At 70.7% G+C, this 20,886-nt stretch carries 15 protein-coding genes; 8 read left to right on the forward strand and 7 right to left on the reverse strand.

Translation table 11 applies throughout. The features are described from left to right. Window positions 1–7 precede the first annotated feature (7 nt). The 3 genes from OG714_RS06120 (at window position 8) to rfbC (ending at window position 3,387) form a co-directional block, all read left to right on the forward strand. Window positions 8–601 carry a hydrolase gene (locus tag OG714_RS06120; protein ID WP_406119081.1) on the forward strand — a complete coding sequence of 198 codons (594 nt, stop codon included), beginning with the start codon at window positions 8–10 and terminating at the stop codon, window positions 599–601. 136 nt (window positions 602–737) lie between these two features. Further along, window positions 738–2,708 (forward strand): glycosyltransferase family 2 protein, encoded by a 1,971-nt coding sequence (locus OG714_RS06125; protein WP_406119083.1) that lies wholly within the window; start codon window positions 738–740, stop codon window positions 2,706–2,708. A 70-nt stretch (window positions 2,709–2,778) separates the two neighbouring features. After that, on the forward strand, window positions 2,779–3,387 hold the full coding sequence (gene rfbC / locus OG714_RS06130; protein ID WP_406119084.1) for a dTDP-4-dehydrorhamnose 3,5-epimerase: 609 nt from the start codon (window positions 2,779–2,781) through the stop codon (window positions 3,385–3,387). Here the strand turns inward: rfbC and OG714_RS06135 are convergent. The 6 genes from OG714_RS06135 to OG714_RS06160 all read right to left on the reverse strand — a co-directional run bounded on the left by OG714_RS06135 (window position 3,377) and on the right by OG714_RS06160 (window position 10,007). Continuing rightward, window positions 3,377–4,180, reverse strand: a complete 804-nt coding sequence (locus tag OG714_RS06135) for a class I SAM-dependent methyltransferase (RefSeq protein WP_406119086.1) — start codon at window positions 4,178–4,180, stop codon at window positions 3,377–3,379. The genes rfbC and OG714_RS06135 overlap by 11 nt on opposite strands. Next, on the reverse strand, window positions 4,177–5,058 hold the full coding sequence (gene rfbD, locus OG714_RS06140; RefSeq protein WP_406119087.1) for a dTDP-4-dehydrorhamnose reductase: 882 nt from the start codon (window positions 5,056–5,058) through the stop codon (window positions 4,177–4,179). The genes OG714_RS06135 and rfbD overlap by 4 nt, the downstream gene beginning before the upstream one ends. Beyond that, window positions 5,058–6,029, reverse strand: coding sequence for a dTDP-glucose 4,6-dehydratase (rfbB, locus tag OG714_RS06145; RefSeq protein WP_406119088.1), 972 nt, complete (start codon window positions 6,027–6,029; stop codon window positions 5,058–5,060). The genes rfbD and rfbB overlap by 1 nt, the downstream gene beginning before the upstream one ends. Further along, window positions 6,026–7,093, reverse strand: a complete 1,068-nt coding sequence (locus OG714_RS06150; RefSeq protein ID WP_406119090.1) for a glucose-1-phosphate thymidylyltransferase — start codon at window positions 7,091–7,093, stop codon at window positions 6,026–6,028. Before OG714_RS06150 ends, rfbB begins: the two co-directional genes overlap by 4 nt. Before the next feature lie 91 nt (window positions 7,094–7,184). Next, window positions 7,185–7,469, reverse strand: coding sequence for a hypothetical protein (locus OG714_RS06155; protein WP_406119091.1), 285 nt, complete (start codon window positions 7,467–7,469; stop codon window positions 7,185–7,187). A gap of 93 nt (window positions 7,470–7,562) precedes the next feature. Beyond that, a complete protein-coding gene (locus tag OG714_RS06160) occupies window positions 7,563–10,007 on the reverse strand; it encodes a SpoIIE family protein phosphatase (protein WP_406119093.1) in 2,445 nt (814 codons plus the stop codon). A 163-nt stretch (window positions 10,008–10,170) separates the two neighbouring features. On the opposite strand from OG714_RS06160, the gene OG714_RS06165 reads away from it, so the two are divergent. Then, window positions 10,171–12,324 carry a SpoIIE family protein phosphatase gene (locus OG714_RS06165; RefSeq protein WP_406131734.1) on the forward strand — a complete coding sequence of 718 codons (2,154 nt, stop codon included), beginning with the start codon at window positions 10,171–10,173 and terminating at the stop codon, window positions 12,322–12,324. A gap of 71 nt (window positions 12,325–12,395) precedes the next feature. Here OG714_RS06165 and OG714_RS06170 read toward each other — a convergent pair whose 3' ends face one another. Then, window positions 12,396–13,799, reverse strand: a complete 1,404-nt coding sequence (locus OG714_RS06170) for a S1 family peptidase (RefSeq protein WP_406119094.1) — start codon at window positions 13,797–13,799, stop codon at window positions 12,396–12,398. Window positions 13,800–14,581: 782 nt separating this feature from the next. On the opposite strand from OG714_RS06170, the gene OG714_RS06175 reads away from it, so the two are divergent. From OG714_RS06175 to OG714_RS06190, 4 genes are all read left to right on the forward strand, one after another. After that, window positions 14,582–14,797: a type A2 lantipeptide gene (locus OG714_RS06175; protein WP_356060247.1), complete on the forward strand. Its 216-nt coding sequence runs from the start codon at window positions 14,582–14,584 to the stop codon at window positions 14,795–14,797. A 226-nt stretch (window positions 14,798–15,023) separates the two neighbouring features. Then, the gene (locus OG714_RS06180; RefSeq protein WP_406119095.1) at window positions 15,024–15,830 is read left to right on the forward strand and encodes an HlyD family efflux transporter periplasmic adaptor subunit; all 807 of its coding nucleotides are present in this window, start codon (window positions 15,024–15,026) and stop codon (window positions 15,828–15,830) included. Beyond that, window positions 15,827–18,049: an NHLP family bacteriocin export ABC transporter peptidase/permease/ATPase subunit gene (locus tag OG714_RS06185; protein WP_406119097.1), complete on the forward strand. Its 2,223-nt coding sequence runs from the start codon at window positions 15,827–15,829 to the stop codon at window positions 18,047–18,049. The genes OG714_RS06180 and OG714_RS06185 overlap by 4 nt, the downstream gene beginning before the upstream one ends. Before the next feature lies 1 nt (window position 18,050). Next, window positions 18,051–20,867, forward strand: a complete 2,817-nt coding sequence (locus OG714_RS06190; RefSeq protein ID WP_406119099.1) for an NHLP bacteriocin export ABC transporter permease/ATPase subunit — start codon at window positions 18,051–18,053, stop codon at window positions 20,865–20,867. Window positions 20,868–20,886 lie beyond the last annotated feature (19 nt).

Genomic DNA, 20,886 nt, shown 5'->3' on the forward strand with positions numbered 1-20,886 from the left:
CTCTCCCATGGCACTCACCACCCTCGACCCGCGCACCGCCCTCGTCGTGATCGACCTCCAGGGCGGCATCGTCGGCGCCCCGACCCAGCCGTACAGCGGTCCCGAGGTCGTCGCCCGTACCGTCGGACTCGCCGACGCCTTCCGTGCCGCCGGCCTTCCCGTGGTGCTGGTCCGGGTCAGCTTCGCCGCCGACGGCGCGGACGCGGTGCCCGGCCGCAACGAGCAGCAACGGCCCGGCGGCGCGGCCCGCCCCGAGGGCTGGGACGTCATCGTCGACGAGCTGGCCGGGCACCCCGGCGACATCCAGGTCACCAAGCGGAACTGGGGCGCCTTCCACGGCACCGACCTCGACGTACAGCTGCGCCGCCGCGGTGTCACGCAGATCGTGCTGACCGGCATCGCCACCAGCATCGGCGTCGAGTCCACCGCCCGCGCCGCCCACGAGCACGGCTACCACGTGACCCTGGCCACGGACGCGATGAGCGACCTGGACGCCGTCTCGCACACCCACAGCATCGAGCGGATCTTCCCGCGTCTGGGCGAAACGGGTACGTCCGCCGAAATCCTGGAACTTCTGGCCAAGACCCACGACGTGAGGTGACGTCCGTCCACGTCGGGTTAACCGTTGCCCAACACCGGCCCAATGGGCGGCATCGAGACAGACCGGGTTAGCATCAGCCCACCGCGCCGTTCCACGACTGGGGACGGGCAGCGCAAACAAGGGGGCTAGAAGCCGGATGTCGGTCAAAGTCAGTGTCGTCGTCCCTGTCTACAATCCAGGGCCTTATATCGAGGATTGCATCTCCTCTCTCCTCAGGCAGTCGCTGCCTAACGACGAGTACGAGGCGATCTTCGTCGACGACGGCTCGACGGACGGCACGCCCGCGCGGCTCGACGAGATCGCCGCGGAGCACCCCCACATGCACGTGATCCACCAGGAGGCGTCGGGCTGGTCGGGCAAGCCCCGCAACGTCGGAATCGCCGCCTCCAAGGGCGAGTTCGTCATGTTCGTCGACAACGACGACTACCTCGGCGACGAGGCCCTGGAGCGGATGTACGAGTACGGCGTGGCCAACGGCGCCGACGTGATCGTCGGCAAGATGGCCGGCAAGGGCCGCGCCGTACCCGTGGAGCTGTTCCGCAAGAACTACCCGCACGCGTCGGTCGAGACCGCGCCGCTGATGGACAGCCTCACCCCGCACAAGATGCTCCGCCGCGCGTTCCTCGACCGCATCAACCTGCGGTTCCCGGAGGGGCGTCGCCGCCTGGAGGACCACGTCTTCGTGACGGAGGCCTACCTCGCCGCGGACAACGTCGCCGTGCTCGGCGACTACGTCTGCTACTACCACATCAAGCGCGAGGACGCCTCGAACGCCGGCTTCCAACGCTTCGACCCCGTCGGCTACTTCAAGAACCTGCGCGAAGCCCTCGACGTCGTCGAGAAGTACACCGAGCCGGGTCCGGCCCGCGACAAGATCTTCCGCCGCTGGCTGCGCGTGGAGATGATGGAGCGTCTCGGCGGCGGCCGGCTGCTCAAGGTCCCCGACGACTACCGCCGTGAACTCCTCAAGGAGATCCGCGGTGTCATGAACGAGCGCTTCGGCCCCGGCGTCGCGGCCGGTCTCGGCCCGCGGCTGCGGGTCGTCGCGGCCCTCGCCGCCGCCGACCGCTACGACGACCTCGTCGAGCTGGCCGAGTGGGAGGCCTCCCTCAAGCCGACCGCGGTGCCGGGCGAGATCGAGTGGCGCGACGGCAAGCTGCTGGTCCACTACCAGGCCGAGTTCGTCATCGACGGCAAGCCTGCGATCTTCGAGGCCAAGGGCGCCCCCGCTCCCAAGCACCCGGAGCCGAAGACCCTCGCCGAGGCGACGGCCATGCTCACGGCCGACGCCACCGCCAACTTCAAGAAGGCGACGGCCGACCTCGTCGTCCGCGAACGCACCAGCGCCGCCTCGCACTTCCAGCCCGTGCAGATCTCGCACGAGACGGTCACCGACGGCGCCGGCGTCCGCCTGGTGTTGCACGCGACGGCCACCATCGACCCGGCCACCGCCGCGGTCGGCGCCCCGCTGGGCAGCGGCCTCTGGGACACCTACGTCCGGGTCGTCATCGGCTCCTGGAACAAGGAGTGCCGCCTCGGCCCGGTCCCGCAGCACGGCGAGAACGCCGGGCACGCCGGTGTCGTCTCCGGCCAGGTCATGCTCCCGTACTACACGGAGCCGCACGGCAACTTCTCCCTGGATGTCGACAAGGCGAGCAAGCGCCTCGGCCTCGCCGACCTCAAGCCCGACGACTTCACGGTCACCGGCGCCCGCGTCGGCGTCCTGCTCCCCTTCCACGTCCCGGCCACTACGGACGTACTGCTGCGGCTGACGCACAAGTCGTCCGGTACGACGCTGGACGTGCCCGGTGTGGTCTCCCCCGAGTCCTCCGGCGCACGGCTCGCCGCCGAGGTGCCGGCCGCGGATCTGAAGGACGCGGCGTGGAACGCCTCGGTGTGCCTGACCCCGGCCGCCGCCGGGCAGCGTTTCCTGGCGCTGCCGGTCCGGCTGACCGGTGACGCCGGTGGCATCCGGGTCGAGGCGGCCCCGAAGTCCGCGGCCAAGCCCGCCCAGCCGAAGCCCGCGCCCAAGCCGGTGGCCGCCAAGCCCAAGCCGGGGCTGGCCCGCCGGGTGGCACGCAAGCTGAAGCGCGCCCTGAACAAGTAGCGGTACCCGAGAGCGAGTTGCGGTACCCGAGCAAGCAGCAGTGCCCGAGCAAGCCGAAGGACGGAAGAACGTGCGATCACTGGGGATTGAAGGCGCCTGGGTCCTGGAACCCAAGGTCTTCCCTGACGACCGGGGCAGTTTCCACGAGTGGTACCGCGGTGAGGAGTTCCGCGAGGCCACCGGGTACGACCTGGCTCTGTCCCAGGCCAACTGCTCGGTCTCGCGGCGGGGTGTGGTGCGCGGAGTGCACTTCTCCGACGTGCCGCCGAGCCAGGCCAAGTACGTCAAGTGCGTGCGGGGCGCGGTCCTCGACGTGATCGTGGACATCCGCGTCGGCTCTCCCACGTTCGGTCAGTGGGAGGCCGTCCGGCTGGACGACGACACCAAGCACGCCGTGTTCCTCGCGGAGGGTCTCGGTCACGCGTTCATGGCCCTGACCGACGACGCGACGGTGGTGTACCTGTGCTCGACGGGCTACTCGCCCGGCCGTGAGCACGGGATCAACCCGCTCGACCCGGCGCTGGGCATCGCCTGGCCCGAGGGCTTCGAGCCGGTGCTGTCCGACAAGGACGCGGAGGCTCCGACATTGGCAGAGGCGGAGCAGTCAGGACTTCTTCCGTCCTACGCGGACTGCTCCGCCTACTACGAGCGACTGCGCGGTGGGCAGGTCAGCGACTGACGCTGAGCTGCTCCACCGAGCGGCGCAGGGGCTCCCAGCCGCGGGACCGCTTGGTCCCGCGGTCACGCGCTTTGGCCAGGGGGCCCCAGAAGCCGGCGCCCAGCAGCGCCTCGGGCTTCACCGCGGTGGTGCGCTCCAGGATCGCCTCGGGCACCTTCTGCGGGTCCGGGACCTCGAACTCGGCGACGATCTCGTCGTACTTGTCCTTGAGGACGGTGCTGCTGGGGTCGGCGCCGAAGACCACGAGCTGGCCCGTGGGCTGGGTGTCGACCAGGACCGTCACGAGGTCGGGACGGTAGCGGTTGAGAATCTCGATGAGCTTGTAGACGTCACCGGTCCAGGCGTCGGTGTGCCGGTCCCGGGCCGCCTCGTCGATGCTGCGGGGCAGCATGTCGTCGAAGACGATGACGCTGGCCCAGTCCGAGTGCTTCTCCACGTTGATGAAGTCGCGCAGCGCGTACTCGAACAGGTGCATGCCGTCGATGAACGACAGGTCCAGCGTGGTGGTCTTCCACCAGCCCAACGGGCTCCGGTTACGGGCCAGTTGACGCAGCGGGTGACGGCCGCCGCGCAGGTGCACCAGCGGGTTGTCCCGGGCGAAGAAGTCGTCACTGGTCGCCTTGGCCAGGTGGACGTCACAGCGGATCTCCGTGACCACCTTGAACGCGGGATCGATCGCGACGCTGGGCACCCGGGAGAGCGTCAGGCTGCGGCCGTCGTTGACGCCGATCTCCAGGTAGTTGCGGTTCGCGGTTGACTTGTGGAGCCCCCGCAGGAACTCATGGCGTTTCACGAAGAAATCTCCTTGCGGATGTGAGGAAGTGCTTCGTGCAGGGCGGACCGCCAGTCCCTCGGCGGTTCCAGGCCGACCTCCCGCCACCGCTCGTGCCCGAGGGCGCTGTAGGCGGGGCGGGGCGCGGGACGGACGAAGGCCGCGCTCGTGGTGGGGCGGACACGCTCCGGGTCTGCGTCGATGAGCCGGAACACCTCCTGTGCGAGACCGTGCCAGCTGGTCTCGCCGGAGCTGGTCGCGTGGAACACCCCGTGCGCGCCTTCGACTTGGCCGATACGGGCGCCGAGATCGGCGATCCGCACGGCGACGTCGGCGGTCCAGGTCGGTTGACCGCGCTGGTCGTCGACGACGTCGAGAGTGTCGCGACGTGCCTCCAGCTCGATCATTGTGCGGACGAAGTTACCCCCACAGGCTCCGTACAGCCAAGCCGTGCGCACGACCGCGCTCGCACCGGGCAGTTCCGCCAACACGGCCTGCTCTCCCGCGAGTTTGGTACGGCCGTAGGCGGTGCGCGGCGCGGTGGAGTGATTCTCCGGGTACGGCGTGCCGCGGGCCTCGCCGTCGAAGACGTAGTCGGTGGAGACGTGCACCAGGCGCGCGCCCGAGGCGGCGCAGGCGCGGGCGAGGAGCCGGGGCCCCTCGCCGTTGATGCGAAGGGCCCGCTCCTCGTCGGTCTCGGCGTCGTCGACGGCGGTGTACGCCGCGCAGTTCACCACCACGTCGGGGTGGTGCTCCGCGAACGCCCGGTCCACCGACGCGGGGTCGGTGATGTCCAGGGCGGCGCGGTCGAGACCGACGAACTGCTCACCGCGGCGGGCGAGTTCCTCCAGCACGTCGTGGCCGAGCATCCCGCCGGCACCGGTGACCAGCCACTTCATCAGGGGCGCTCCACCCGGGCCTTGAGGGGCTCCCACCAGGCGCGGTTGTCGCGGTACCAGGCGACGGTGTCGGCCAGGCCGCTCGCGAAGTCGTGCTGCGGCTGGTAGCCGAGCTCGTCGTGGATCTTGGACCAGTCGACGGAGTAGCGCAGGTCGTGGCCCTTGCGGTCCTCGACGCGCTCGACCCGGTCCCAGTCCGCGCCGCAGGCCTCGAGCAGCAGGCCGGTGAGCTCCTTGTTGCTGAGCTCGGTGCCGCCGCCGATGTTGTAGACCTCGCCGGCCCGGCCCTTGGTGCGCACGAGCTCGATGCCCTGGCAGTGGTCCTCGACGTGCAGCCAGTCGCGGACGTTGAGGCCCTCGCCGTAGAGGGGGACCTTCTTGCCGTCGAGGAGGTTGCTGACGAACAGCGGGATGACCTTCTCGGGGAACTGGTGCGGCCCGTAGTTGTTCGAGCAGCGGGTGACGCGCACGTCCAGGCCGTGGGTGCGGTGGTAGGCCAGGGCGAGCAGGTCGGAGGACGCCTTCGACGCGGAGTACGGCGAGTTGGGCGCCAGCGGGTGCGTCTCGGGCCAGGAGCCGGTCTCGATGGAGCCGTAGACCTCGTCGGTGGAGATGTGCACGAACGGGGTGCGGTAGCGCAGGGCCGCGTCGAGCAGGACCTGGGTGCCCACCACGTTGGTGCGGACGAAGTCGGCGGCGCCGTTGATCGAGCGGTCCACGTGGGACTCGGCCGCGAAGTGGACGACCTGGTCCGCCTCGGCCATCAGCTTGTCGACCAGTTCGGCGTCGCAGATGTCGCCCTGGACGAACTCGAGGCGCGGGTGGCCTATTTCCAGGTTGTCGAGCGTGCCGGCGTACGTGAGCTTGTCCAGCACCGTGATGCGGGGCGCGTCAGGCGCGTCCGAGGCGAGGAGCGTGCGGACGTACGTGGAACCGATGAAGCCGGCGGCGCCGGTGACGAGGAGATTCATGAACGGATCTGCACCTTGCTGTGGTCTCCGAGAACGAGGCGGTGGGCGCTGGGTACCCCCGGAGCGGGGGTCACTTCGACGTGCTTGCCGATGAGCGAGGACTCGATCCGGCCCACCCCGGCGATGGACGAGTCCTGCAGCACTATGGAGAACTCCAGCTCACTGTCAGTGATGCTGCAGTTCTCCGCGACAGAGGTGAAGGGGCCGACGTAGGAGTCGCTCACCACGGTTCCGGCCCCGATGATGACGGGTCCGACGATGCGTGAGCGCTCGATGCGCGCGCCCTTTTCGATCACCACGCGGCCGATGGTCTCGGACACGTCGTCGACCTCGCCGTCGATGCGGCGGTCCATGCTCTCCAGGACGGTCCGGTTGACCTCGAGCATGTCGACGACGTTGCCCGTGTCCTTCCAGTAGCCGTGGATGACCGAGGAGCGCACGTCGGCGCCGTCGTCGATCAGCTGCTGGATGGCGTGGGTGATCTCCAGCTCGCCGCGCCAGGACGGCTTGATGGCGCGTACGGCGTCGTGGATGGCGGGCGTGAAGAGGTAGACACCGACCAGGGCGAGGTCGCTCTTGGGGTGCTCGGGCTTCTCCTCCAGGCCGATGACCTGGCCGGATTCGCTGAGTTCGGCGACGCCGAAGGAGCGCGGGTCGGGCACGTGGGTGAGGAGGATCTGCGCGTCGGGCTTGTTGGCCTGGAAGCCCTCGACGAGACCGGTGATGCCGCCGACGATGAAGTTGTCACCGAGGTACATCACGAAGTCGTCGTCGCCGAGGTACTCGCGCGCGATCAGTACGGCGTGGGCCAGTCCGAGGGGACGGTCCTGCGGGATGTAGGTGATCTGCAGGCCGAACTTCGACCCGTCACCCACCGCCTCCTCGATCTCCGCCGCGGTGTCACCGACGATGATGCCGACCTCGGTGATTCCCGCGTCGGCGAGTGATTCGAGCCCGTAGAAAAGGACGGCCTTGTTGGCCACCGGGACGAGCTGTTTTGCCGATGTGTGTGTGATCGGCCTCAGGCGGGATCCAGTGCCGCCGGAGAGAACGAGAGCCTTCATCGCTTCACCTTAGCGTCATCTTCGGACGTGCATCGTTCCTCCCTATGTTCGTTTATTACGACCGGCCAACGATGAGGGGACCGCGAGGTGTCTAGCCGGCTGCCGGGCCGGACAAATCGCCCGCGGCCCGTGCCACGTCCGCCTCGACCTCGGCCCGGTCGAGGCCCTCGTCCCTCGCGTACTCGTCCGCCGCGGCCTGCATGTCACGGGCGAGGTCGCGCCAGGCCCGCCACGCGGTCTCGTAGATGTCGGTCTCGGTCTCGGTCCAGGATTCGTGGGCGGGGGCGCCCAGGGAGTCCCGCATCTCCTGCACCCGGGCGCGTGCCGCCTGGGCCGCGCGGTGCTTCTCGATCAGTTCTTCGAAGGTGTGTGCCACAAGCACGCACCCCATCACGGCGGGGACGCACAACCGCCCCGACCTGCCGTTCCACGTCCGGACAGGCACCCGTGCGGCGGTTCCCCGGGTCGGCTACCGGTCGAGGGCGATCTCGGCCCACACCTGCTTGCCCCCGCTCACCGGCACCGTGCCCCAGGCCGCCGACATGGCCTCGACGAGGAGGATGCCGCGCCCGCCGGTGGCCTCCCAGCCGATGCTGGTCGGTTTGACCGGGGTACGCGGCGAGGAGTCCGCCACGGCGACGCGGAACCGCCGGTTGACGAGGGTGAGGTCGAGGCGGACCGGGCCGTCGGTGTGCACCAGGGCGTTGGTGACCAGTTCGGAGACGACGAGCAGGATGGTGTCGGTCTCCTCGGTGACGCCCCAGGTGCGCAGGGTGCGCTTGGTGAAGCGGCGGGCGTGCCGGGCGGCCTCGGGGACGCGCCAGACCGTCCAGTTCTCCCGGCGGGGGCGGGTCGCCAGGCCGTCGTAGCGCATGAGGAGGAGGGCCACGTCGTCCTCGCGGCGGGCGTTGCCGAGCAGGGCGTCGGCGACGAGTCCGAGGTGGGCGGGGTCGGAGACGGCGAGGCCGTGGGCGAGCCGGTCGAGGCCCTCGTCGATGTCGGCCTCCTTGGACTCGACGAGGCCGTCGGTGGTGAGGGCGACGACGGTGCCGGGCTGGAGCCGCAGCGGGCTCATGGGGAAGTCGGCCTGCGTGACCACGCCGAGCGGTGGTCCGCCGTCCGCGTAGGGGATCTCGGTGCTGCCGTCCGGGTGCCGCAGGACGGGCGGGAGGTGACCGGCCCGCACGTACCAGGCGGAACCTTCCTCCAGATCGACGTCGACGTAGCAGCAGGTCGCGAAGAGGTCGGTCTCCAGGTCGATGAGCAGGCGGTTGGCGTGCGAGACGACGACGTCGGGCGGGTGTCCCTCGACGGCGTAGGCGCGCAGCGCGGTGCGCATCTGGCCCATGAGAACGGCGGCGCCCGCGTTGTGGCCCTGGACGTCGCCGATGACGAGGGCGACGTGGTTGTCCGGCAGCGGGATCACGTCGTACCAGTCGCCGCCGACCTCGAGACCGGCCGTGGTCGGCAGATAGCGGGCGACGGCGACCGCGCCGGGCAGCGTGGGCAGGCGGCGCGGCAGCAGCTGGCGCTGGAGCATGCCGACGAGTTCGTGTTCGGCGTCGAAGGCGTGGGCGCGCATCAGGGCCTGGCCGGCGAGGCCGGCGGAGGCGGTGAGCAGGGCGCGTTCGTCGGGGCCGAAGACGTGCGGGTCGTCCCAGCCGATCAGACAGGCACCGGAGACCCGGCCGCCCGCGGACAGCGGCAGGACGGCGAGGCCACCGGGTCCGACCTCGGCGAGGGCGGGCTCCAGGTCGGTGCCCGCCGGCCAGATCGCGGCGCGGCCCTCGCGCAGGGCGGCGGCGAGGGTGGGCATGGTGCGCACGGGTGCGTCGGGCCATTCGCTGCGCCACTCCAGGCGCCACAGCTCGGGCCAGGCCTCCGGTTCGGGCGGGTCGAGGACGGTGACGACGAGCCGGTCGCCCTCCAGTTCGGCGAGGGCGATCCGGTCGGCGCGCAGCGGTTTGCGCAGGGCGGCGACCACGGCCTGGCTGACGTCGTGGACCGTGCCGGCCATGGCGAGGGCGGCGGCGAGGCGCTGGACGCGGGCCACGTCGTTGACGCCGGAGCGCAGCTGGGAGGCGTCACCGACGGTGCCGACGAGGCGGGCGGGGCGGCCGTCGCCGCCGGGCAGGAGCCGGCCGCGCAGCCGCAGCCACTTCGGTGTGCCCGAGGGCTGAAGGACCCGGAACTCCAGCTCGCGGTCGCCGATGGCCATGTGGTCGGCCTCGACGACGGACATCAGCGAGGGCAGGTCCTCCGGCACGGTCAGCCCGAGGAGGGTCTCGACCTTGCCGTCGAAGTCGCCTGGGCCGAGTCCGAACAGCTCCAGGACGTCGCCGCCGACCTCGACCCGCCCGGTGTCCATGGCCAGGTCGAACGCGCCCGCGGCCACGTCCTCGCCCGCCGCCGCCTCGGCCGGTACCGGGATCGCGACCGCCTCGGCGATCAGCGCGAGGCACGCGCGGTCGTCGGTGCCGAAGCCGTCCGGGTGTTCGCCGACCGCGAGCAGACAGCCGCCGCCCCGGTCGCCGTGCACGGGCAGCGCGGCGAGATGGAACTCCCCCGACGGCAGCCGTCGCGCGTCGCAGCCCGCGGCCAGTTCCTCGGGGCCGAGCCACACCGCGTGCCCGGTCCGCCGCACCTCGGCGACCGGTGATCCGCCGGACGCCGGATAGCCGTCCCGCAGCCCGTACAGCGTGCGCGGCACCCCGACCGACTCGACCAGGCACAGCAGCTCGGCTTCGTCACCGGGTGTGTACACGCCGGCGAAGCTCGCACCGGCGAAGACGAGGGCCTGTTCGAGGACGCGGCGCAGCCGTTCGCGGGGATCGAGATCGACGGTGAGCGTCTTGAGGGCAAGTTCGGCTCGCAACGTTCGCGTTCCGCGTCCCTCAGCGCCCTCACTGACCACGTCCGCAATTACAGCGCTTATGCGGCGACTGCGCAGCCCCTGTGACCGTTCCGTGGAGATGAGGGACCGGATGGCCCTCAACGCGCCGGGGTACTCGCTCGCCGTGCGCGTCGGGCGCGCAGGGTGGAGCCTGATCACGGAGACCGCGCGGCCGTGCGAGGAGGTGGTCGGCGTGTCGGACGGGCAGGCTCCGGCGGTCACCGGGGCGCCGGTCGGCCGGCCGCTGCTGTCGCTCGCGCTGGCCGCGATGATGGACGGCGTCCACGCGCACTCGGGTGCGGTGTATCTGCTGACGCCCGACGAGCCGGTGCTGGAGATGGCGGTCATGGCCGGGCTGCCGCGCGCCTTCGCGGCGCCCTGGGAGCGGGTCGGGCTGAGCGCGCCGATCCCGGTGGCCGAGGCGGTGCGCGAGCGGCGGCTGATCTGGGTCGGCGGCGAGGAGGACATGGCGCGCCGTTATCCGCGCATCGCGGTCGTGCTGCCGTACCCCTTCGCGCTGGCCGCCGTGCCGGTCGCCACGCCGTCCACGGTGTACGGCTCGGTCTTCGTGACCTGGCCCGGTTCGCATCCGCCGGTCCTCTCCGACCGGGACCGCGACCAGCTGACCGCCGCCTGCGACCGGCTCGCGCTACGGCTGGAGCGTGCCGTCGAGGAGCGGCGTCCGGTGCGGGCCGAGCCCGACCTGCTCGCCACCGGGCCCGCGGCGAGCGTGGCCGGGACGCTGGGCACGGTCGAGGCGGCGCGGATGGTGGCCCGGCTCCCTTACGGGCTGTGTTCGCTGGATCTGCACGGGCGGGTCGGCTTCGCGAACGCGGCGGCCGGGGAGCTGCTCGGCCGGTCGGTGAGCAGTCTGCTGGGCACCCAGTTGTGGGCTGCGGTGCCCTGGCTCAACGACCCGGTGTACGAGGACCGTTACCGGGCCGCGCTGCTCAGTCAGCAGGTCACGTCGTTCGTGGCGCTGCGGCCGCCGGGCGACTGGCTGTCGTTCCGGCTGTACCCGAGTACGACCGGTCTGAGCGTACGGATCAGCCGGGCGCGGGCGGTGACGGAGCTGAGCCGTGCCGCACCCCAGCCGGGCGAGGGGCCGTCGCGGCTGGTGACCATCTCCCAGGTGCTGAGCCTGGCCGGGGCGCTCACCGAGGCGGTCGGGGTGGAGGACGTGGTGCAGCTGATCGCGGACGAGGTCGCCCCGGCCGTCGGCAGCCAGGCGCTGGTCGTCCTCGGTTCGCGGGGCGGGCGGCTGCATGTGCTGGGACACCGCGGCTATCCGGACCCGGATCTCGTCGAGCGCTTCGACGGAATGCCGCTGACCCGGTCGACGCCGGGGACGGCCGCGCTGAACAGCGGTATGCCCGCGTTCTTCGACTCCCGGCAGGAGATGGAACGGCTGTATCCGGACCTGCCCTCCACGCCCGACATGTTCACGGCCTGGGCGTATCTGCCGCTGATCGCGTCCGGGCGCCCGGTCGGCACCTGTGTGCTGGCCTATGCCGAACCGCACGCCTTCCCCGCGGACGAGCGGGCCGTGCTGACGAGTCTGGGCGGGCTGATCGCGCAGGCGCTGGCGCGTGCGCTGCTCTACGACGCGAAGAACCAGCTGGCCCACGGACTGCAGGCGGCGCTGCTGCCGCACTCGCTGCCGCCGCTGCCGGGCATCGAGGCCGCCGCCCGCTATCTGCCGGCCACGCAGGGCATGGAGATCGGCGGCGACTTCTACGACCTGGTGACGTCCGAGGGCCTGGTGGCCGTGATCGGTGACGTACAGGGGCACAACGTGACCGCGGCCGGGCTGATGGGACAGATCCGGACCGCCGTCCGCGCGTACACCACGGTCGGCCAGGCGCCGGAGGAGGTCATGCGCAGCACCAACCGGCTGCTGATCGACCTCGGTTCCGAACTCTTCGCGAGCTGTCTGTATCTACGGCTCGATCCCGCGCGCGGTACGGCCGTGATGGCGCGGGCCGGGCATCCGCCGCCGTTGCTGCGCCGGCCGGACGGGCGGGTACGGGTGCTGGACCTGGCGGGTGGTCCGCTGCTGGGCATCGACCCCGACGCCGTCTATCCGACGACGGAGGTCGATCTCGCGCCCGGTTCCGTCCTCGCCCTCTACACCGACGGGCTCATCGAGTCCCCCGGTGTCGACATCGAGGACGCCCTGGCCGAACTGGGCCAACGCCTCGCGGCGGCCGGGGACTTGCCGCTGGAGGAGATCGCCGACGAACTGGTGCGGCACAGTGCCGCCGCACAGGAGCGGATCGACGACGTGGCGCTGCTCCTGCTGCGGGCCCGGGAGCCGGGACCGGATCAACTGCCGTGAACGCAGGGCGGTCCGGCCCTCCCGCCGGAGGGCCGGACCGATCCACCGCCGACCTGATGGAAGGGGTCGGATCAGTGGTTCGAGGTGAGCGACGAGCCGTCGTCGGCCCCGTTGCCGGTGTCCTGGCCGGTGCCGTTCTGGTCCTCGCCGGTGCCGGTGCCGTCGGTCGCGGACGGGTCGACGGCGCCGGACTGGTCACCGGTGCCGTCGGTCGCGTTCGGGTCCACGGCGCCGGACTCGTCGCCCGTGCCGTCGGTGGCCGACGGGTCGGCGGCGGTCGCCGACGGGTCCGCCGTGGCGGTGTCGTCGCCCGCGCCGGCACCCGCGCCCGCGTCACCGAGGGTGGCCCCGGTCGCGGTGAGCGCGGCGGTGACCGGCTGGAAGAAGGTCTCGCCGCCGGCGGTGCAGTCGCCGCTGCCGCCGGAGGTGAGGCCGACCGCGCCACCGTCCTGGGTGAAGAGCGAGCCGCCGCTGTCACCCGCCTCGGCGCAGACGTCCGTCTGGATGAGGCCGTTGACGGTGTCGACACCGTTGGGGTCGGTCTCGCTCTGGAAGTTGACCGTCGCGTCGAGCCCGGTGACCGTGCCGTCGTGCAGACCGGTGGTGGAGCCCATCCGGAAGACCTGGGTGCCGACCGTGGCGTCCTCGGCCTGGGTGATCTGCACGGTCTGGCCGTTGCCGACGTTGACGTCGCTCGTGGTCTGCGTCGCCGGGTCGTCGTACTTCACGAGGGAGAAGTCGCTGACGGGGAAGGTGGCCTGGTCGACGGTGGCGATCGGGGCGCCGTCCTGCGAGTCGGACCACTGCTTCGCCGCGACGCCACAGTGGCCGGCGGTCAGGAAGGCGGGGGTGCCGTCGCTCGCGGTGACGTTGAAGCCGAGGGAGCAGCGGACGCCGCCCTGGTCGGTCTGGGCGAAGATGGCGTCGCCGCCCGAGACCAGCGTCTTGAAGGAGCCGCCGGTCTTCTTGACGGTGGCCATGTCGGTGCCGAGGCTCTTGACCGTCGAGAGCACGGTGTCCCACTTGGTGCCCGTGACGGTGCTGTCGGCGAGGACCTGGATCTTGTTGGTCTTCGGGTCGACCGACCAGGCGGTACCGGGGACGGTCGCCTTGGTCTTCAACACCTGGGCGGCGGCGGTGAGTTCGGCGGTGCTGTTCTGCACCTCGCGCACCTTGGCGCCGGCCTTCTCCGCCTGCACGACCACGTTGTTGTTGTCGCCCGAGATCACGTTGACGACGAGCTGCTGGGTGGAGCTGTCGTAGTAGGACCCGGCGAAGGCGTCACCCAGCAGTCCGGCGATCTGCGAGGAGAGGTCGGAGGCGCCCGTCGCCTTGAGGGTCTTGGGGGTGGCGGCGCCTGCCGAATTGTCCTGGGACGCGTTGGCGTTCGGGAGCAGGATGGCCGCCGCTCCGAGAGCCGCGACACCGCCAACCGCTATGACTGCCTTGCGCTTCGGAATTCGCTTGTGACTCAAACTGCTCGACCTCCTGGGGACCGGGGTCTGTGCCGCCGGGCGGCGGCTTATGGGGGGGGCGCCTGGATGCCCGTTGATACGCACGTGTCACGTGGGCCGTTCAATTCCGTTTCTCAACTTCCTTTGCGAAACCGCGAATCGGCCATGTCCAAGCCCTGACCCGGCGCGGGTACGAAGGGGCTGCGGGCCAGTGCTCACGGCGTATCGGCCGCTGTCCGTCCGGCGTGCGGTGAGCGGGCGGATGTCTTGATCGAATCGGTGCCGCTCAAACCTGCCTGTGCGGGTGGGCAGTTCACACACTCCCGGTCCGCCGCCGGCCCATTCCCGAACCGACACGGAACGCGTTCGGTCGGCAACGGTCCGTCGAGAACAGCGGGCAGAATCCTCGCTTCAGGGAATCTGCACAGCGCGTACCCAACGAAGTCACCGGTCTCCACGGATCTGCACATGCACACGCCCCCTGCAACGCCTTTGGTGGGGAGTGCCCGATTCCGCTTCGGCGCCGCAAGCCCTCCCGCGCGGCGATGCCGCGCGGTGTGTGAAGAAGTCGCCGACACCTCGTGCCCACGCCTGCACGGTTCGCGGCTCCTGGGGCTCAAGTGCCCTGGTGGGACAGGAGTTTGATTGGCTGCGTCCACCGGCGGCGTGCTTTGATCCATCGCATCGCAGGAGCCGGAAGGGCTCCGGAAACGGCGCCCGGCGCCTGCGGTCGCGGCCGTCGTCTGTCCCCAGAGGGGGCCGCTCCCCCCCTTGTGAATATCCATATGAAGGGAAGTTCCCCCATGAACTCCACCCCCCAGGTTGAGACCGTCGAGATCTCCGACGCCGAGCTCGACAACGTCTCCGGCGGTCTGTCCGTGAACGCCCTCGGCACCGTCACCGGCCTGGTGGACGGCGTCGCCCCGGTCTCCGGCCTGGTCGACACGGTCGTCGGCACCGTCCAGGGTGTCACCGGCCTCAACGTGACCCCGGTCACGAACCTGGTCGCCGGTCTCTGATCGCACCTTGTTCCACCGAGTCCCGGAGCCGTTTCCCGGCTCCGGGACTCTCGGGTGCCCCCCTTTTTTTTGGTTCGGTTCACCTCCGGGGCGCCAAAGCCTGTGTCGAGAGCCCGACCGTGCTCGCCCCTTCGGGCCTCCGCGCGCTCGAACTCTCGACACAGGCGCGCCCCTTCGGCTCACTCGCCGCGCCGGTCACCAGCGCCTTCACAGGTGAGGGAAATTCGTGCAGTTCCGCCAACAGGCCCTCGCCAAGCTCCAGTCGCCCGAAGAGCTCGATCTCCCGGTGCGCTTCGCGCGTCCCCAGGGCTGGCTCGTGCTCTCCGTGACGGTGGTCGTGGTGGCCGCCGCGTCCGTGTGGGCGGTCACCGGTTCCGTGGCGTCCACGGTCGGGGCGTCCGCCATCCTCACGCACGGGGAGGGCAGTTACATCCTGCAGAGTCCCGTGGCCGGACAGGTCACCGCCGTCCTCGCCCAGGAGGGTGAGCGGCTGCCCGCCAACTCCCCTGTCCTGAAGGTCCGTTCGGGCGACGGTGACGCAGTCGTGCGCACTGTTGCCGCGGGCCGGATCACCGCGCTCGCCGCCACCATCGGCCAGATCATCCAGACCGGCGCGAACGTCGCCGCCGTGGAGAAGGTCGCCCGCGCCACCGACCCGCTGTACGCGACGGTGTACGTGCCCGCCGAGAACGCGGCCTCCATCCCCGCGAACGCCGCCGTCGACCTGACCGTCTCGTCGGTTCCGACGCAGACGTACGGCGTGCTGCGCGGCCATGTGAAGGCGGTGGACCGGTCGGCCGAGTCGGCGCAGCAGATCTCCGCGTTCCTCGGTGACAGCCAGCTCGGCGAGCAGTTCACCAAGAAGGGCAGGCCGGTGGCCGTGCTGGTGAAGCTCGACAGGTCGAAGGGAACGAAGAGCGGTCTCAAGTGGTCGTCGAAGGACGGGCCGCCGTTCGCCCTCACCTCCATGACCATGGCCTCGGCCTCGATCCGGCTGGCCGATCAGCGTCCCCTCGATTGGCTGCTGCCGTGAGCCCCGCACAGGACACCCGGAGCAGACGCCGCTCCGCCCCGCCGAAACGCCCGGTCCCCAAAGGCCGCGCGAAGACGGTCCGTTCACCCACCGTCCTCCAGATGGAGGCCGTCGAGTGCGGCGCCGCCTCCCTCGCGATGGTCCTCGGCTTCTACGGCCGTCACATCCCGCTGGAGGAACTACGCATCGCCTGCGGCGTCTCCCGCGACGGCTCGCGCGCCAGCAACCTGCTGAAGGCGGCGCGCAGTTACGGCCTGACGGCCAAGGGCATGCAGATGGACACGGCCGCCCTCGCCGAAGTCCGGTCCCCCGCCGTCCTGTTCTGGGAGTTCAACCACTACGTCGTCTACGACGGCATGGGCCGCCGCTTCGGCCGCCGCGGGGTGTACATCAACGACCCCGGCAAGGGCCGCCGGTTCGTCCCCATGGAGGACTTCGACGCCAGTTTCACCGGTGTCGTCCTGGTCATGGAGCCGGGCGACGGTTTCGAGAAGGGCGGGCGCAAGCCGGGTGTCCTCGGTGCGATGCCGGCCCGGCTGCGCGGCACCGCGGGCACGATGCCCGCCGCCGTGCTCGCGAGTCTGCTGCTGGTGCTGGTCGGTGCGGCGATGCCCGCGCTCAGCCGGACCTACATCGACATGTTCCTGATAGGTGGTCAGACGTCCCTGCTGGGCGTCCTGTTCGCGTCGATGGGCACCTGTGTGCTGCTCACACTCGCGCTGACCTGGCTGCAACAGGCGAACCTGCTGCACGGCCGCGTCATCTCCTCCACGCTCTCCAGCGCCCGCTTCCTGCGCCATCTGCTGCGGCTGCCGGTGACGTTCTTCTCCCAGCGCAGCCCGGCCGACCTGGTGCAGCGCCTCCAGTCGAACGACGCCGTAGCCGAGACCCTGGCCCGCGACCTCTCGGCGGCGGGCGTCGACGCGGTGGTCGTGGTGCTCTACGCGTTCCTCCTCTATACCTACGACCCCCAACTCACCTACGTGGGCATAGCTGTCGCGCTGCTGAACGTGGTGGCGATGCGGGTCGTCATCCGGCTGCGCGCGACCCGTACCGCGAAACTGCGCGCCGACAGCGCCCGGCTCACCAACACGGCATACACCGGGCTCCAGTTGATCGAGACGATGAAGGCGACCGGCGGCGAGGACGGCTATTTCCGCAAGTGGGCCGGACAGCACGCCACCACCCTGGAGGAACAGCAGCGGCTCGGTGTACCGAGCGCCTGGCTGGGCGTGGTCGCGCCGACGCTCGCCTCGCTCAACAGCGCGCTGATCCTGTGGATCGGCGGCCTGCGGGCCGTGGAAGGGGGCATCTCGGTCGGCCTGTTGGTCGCCTTCCAGGCCCTGGTCACCCGCTTCACCGCGCCGATCACCCGGCTCAACGGCGTCGCGGGCCGCATCCAGGACTTCGCGGCCGACGTGGCCCGCCTCAAGGACGTCGAGAACTTCCAGGCCGATCCCCTCTACTCCCGTGCGGGAGGCGCCGATTCGACCCGCCGACTGCAAGGGCACGTCGAGCTGGAGAACATCACCTTCGGCTACAGCCCGCTCGACAAGCCGCTGCTCACCGGCTTCGACCTGACGGTCGGCCCGGGTCAGCAGGTGGCGCTGGTCGGCGGCTCGGGCAGCGGCAAGTCGACGGTGTCCAGGCTCATTTCGGGCCTCTACACGCCCTGGGAGGGCGTGATCCGCATCGACAACCACCGGCTGGAGGACATCCCGCGCGGCGCGCTCGCCGCCTCCGTCTCGTTCGTCGACCAGGACGTGTTCCTCTTCGAGGGCTCGGTCCGCGACAACGTGGCGCTGTGGGACCCGTCGATCCCGGACGAGGCCGTCACGGACGCGCTGCGTGACGCGGCCCTGTACGACGTGGTCATGCGGCGGCCCGGCGGCATCCACAGCCGGGTCGAGCAGGACGGCCGCAACTTCTCCGGCGGTCAGCGTCAACGCCTGGAGATCGCACGGGCGTTGGTGCGCAGGCCCAGCATCCTGGTGCTGGACGAGGTGACGAGCGCCCTGGACGCGGAGACCGAGCTGGTCGTGATGGACAACCTGCGCAAGCGCGGCTGCGCCTGCGTGGTGATCGCACACCGGCTCAGCACGGTGCGGGACAGCGACGAGATCGTCGTCCTCGAACACGGCACGATCGTGGAACGCGGGCGGCACGACGCCCTGGTGGCGGTCGGCGGCGCGTACGCCACGCTGGTCAAGGAGCGGTGAGATGACGTCCGTCCACGAGGGCGACCTGGTCCTCGGCGCGCTGGGAAACCTGGGCACGCCGATCGACTGCGCCGGATCCAACCGCCTCGACCTCGAAGGCCCGCAGGTGCTGTGGCTCGTCGCGTCGGGCGCCATCGACCTGTTCGCGGTCGACGCCGTGGAGCAGGGCCACTGGCACCACCTCGGCCGGCTGGAGGCGGGCTCGCTGCTGCTCGGCCCGGTCGCCGGGCCCCAACACACTCTGGTGGCACGCCCGTTGCGGGACTGCGTGGTGCACCGCATCAACCTGCGCGAGCTGTACCAGCCCGCGAACACCCAGACCTGGTCGTACGACGAGTACGGCAACCCCCAGTACGTGCCCCCGACTTCGAGCCCGCTCGAATACGCCCTCGCCCTCGGCGTCGGCCGCGGCCTCTCCATCCTCTTCCAGGCACCGATGGCCACCGAACGGGCCGCCGCGCTCACCGACGAGGACGTCTTCTGGATGCAGGTCCCCCCGGGCAGCGTGCAGTACGGCTCGATGTACGGCGCGGAGGCCGCGGCCGACCTGCTGATGGACCCGGGTGTCTGGCAGGGCATGGTCGACCAGCAGTACCGGCTGCTGTCCACGCTCGACAAGTGGATCGAGCAGCTGGAGCGCACCCACGAGACGCGAACGGCCGCCGGAATCAAGGCCGGTGAGGCCGTGCGCGCGCAGGCCGACCGGACCCTGCTGGCATCGATCGGCAAGCCCTCGGCCCGGCGCACGACGTCCGCGGACGCCGACGCGTCGTACGCGGCCTGCAAGTTGGTCGCCGAAGCGGCCGGCATCCCCCTCGCCGAGCCCGCGCAGAGCGGCAGCGAGAGCGACCGCCTCGATCCGGTCGAGCGCATCGCCCTCGCCTCACGGGTCCGGGTGCGGGCCGTACGGCTCGACGGGCGCTGGTGGCGTGACAACGTCGGCCCGTTGGTGGGCCATCGGGCGTTGTCCGGGGCGCCGGTCGCGCTGCTGTGGCGGCGCGGCGGTTATGTCGCCGTCCATCCGGCGACCGGCCGCGAGACGCCGATCGAGAAGGCGAACGCGGAGGAGTTCGAGCCGCGCGCGGTGATGTTCTACCGTCCGCTGCCCGAGCGGCGCCTCAGCCCGTTCGGGCTGCTGCGCTTCTCCATGCAGGGCACCGCCGGCGACCTGACGAACCTGCTGATCAGCGGACTGGTGACGGTCGCCATCGGCGCGTTGGTGCCGATCGCGACGGGCAAGGTGCTCGGCGAGTTCGTACCGAAGGCGCAGACGAACCTGATCGTCCAGGTCTGCCTGGCCGTGATGATCACCAGCGTGGTCGCGGCGGCCTTCATGCTGCTGGAGAACCTCACCATGCTCCGCCTTGAGGGCCGGATCGAGGCGACCCTCCAACCGGCGGTCTGGGACCGGCTGTTGAGGCTGCCGACGAAGTTCTTCACCGAGCGCTCGACGGGTGAGCTGGCGAGCGCGGCGATGGGCATCAGCTCGATCCGCCGTCTGCTGGCGGGAGTCGGCCCGGTGGTGGCCCAGTCGGTGACGGTCGGCGTCATGAACCTGGGGCTGCTGTTCTGGTACAGCCCCTCGATGGCGCTCGCGGCGATCGGCATGCTCGTCGTGATCGCGGCCGTGTTCCTGGGCCTCGGCCTGTGGCAGGTGCGCTGGCAGCGCAAGCTGGTCGTGCTCGGCAACAAGCTGAACAACCAGGCGTTCCAGACCCTGCGCGGCCTGCCGAAACTACGCGTCGCGGCGGCCGAGAACTACGCCTACGCCGCTTGGGCGTCGGAGTTCGCCCGCAGCCGCGAGTTGCAGCAGAAGGTCGGCCGGATCAAGAACCTCACCACGGTGATGGGCGCGGTGTATCTGCCGGTCTGCACCCTGCTGATGTTCATGCTCCTCGCGGGCCCGGCACGCGGCTCGATGTCGGCGGCCTCCTTCCTCACCTTCAACACCTCGGTGACGATGCTGCTGACCTCCGTCACCAGCCTGACCGGCGCCTTCGTCTCCGCGGTCTCCGCACTCCCCCTCTTCGAGGAGATCAGGCCGGTCCTGGACGCCGCCCCGGAGGTCCGCACCGCGAGCACCCGCCCCGGCCGGCTCTCCGGCGCGATCGAGGCCCGCCGGGTCTCCTTCCGCTACGCCGACGACGGCCCCCTGGTCCTCGACGACGTGTCCTTCCATGTCCGCGCGGGCGAGTTCGTGGCGATCGTCGGCCCCAGCGGCTGCGGCAAGTCCACCCTCCTGCGCCTTCTCATCGGCTTCGACAAACCGGTCTCCGGCAGCGTCCTCTACGACGGCCAGGACCTCGGTGCCCTCGACCAGTCGGCGGTGCGGCGGCAGTGCGGGGTGGTGCTCCAGCACGCGCAGCCGTTCACCGGTTCCATCCTGGACGTCATCTGCGGCACCGAGCCGTTCACGCCGGAGGAGGCGATGGCGGCGGCCGAGATGGCGGGGCTCGCCGAGGACATCAAGCGGATGCCGATGGGCCTGCACACAATCGTGGCGGGTAGTGGCGCTGTGTCGGGCGGCCAGCGTCAACGCCTCATGATCGCCCAGGCGTTGATCCGCCGACCGCGCATCCTCTTCTTCGACGAGGCGACCAGCGCCCTGGACAACGAGACCCAGCGCACGGTGATCGAGAGCACCAAGGCCCTCAACGCCACCCGCATCGTCATCGCGCACCGCCTGTCGACCGTCCTCGACGCGGACCGTGTCGTCGTCATGGAGGACGGCAAGGTCGCCCAACACGGGCCGCCCGCAGAGCTGTTGGCGGACACGGGCGGTCGGCTGCACGAGCTGGTGCGACGGCAGATGGCGTGACGGTCGACGGGCCCGGGAT

It is taken from the genome of Streptomyces sp. NBC_00989 (assembly GCF_045162655.1).
Lineage (GTDB): Bacteria > Actinomycetota > Actinomycetes > Streptomycetales > Streptomycetaceae > Streptomyces.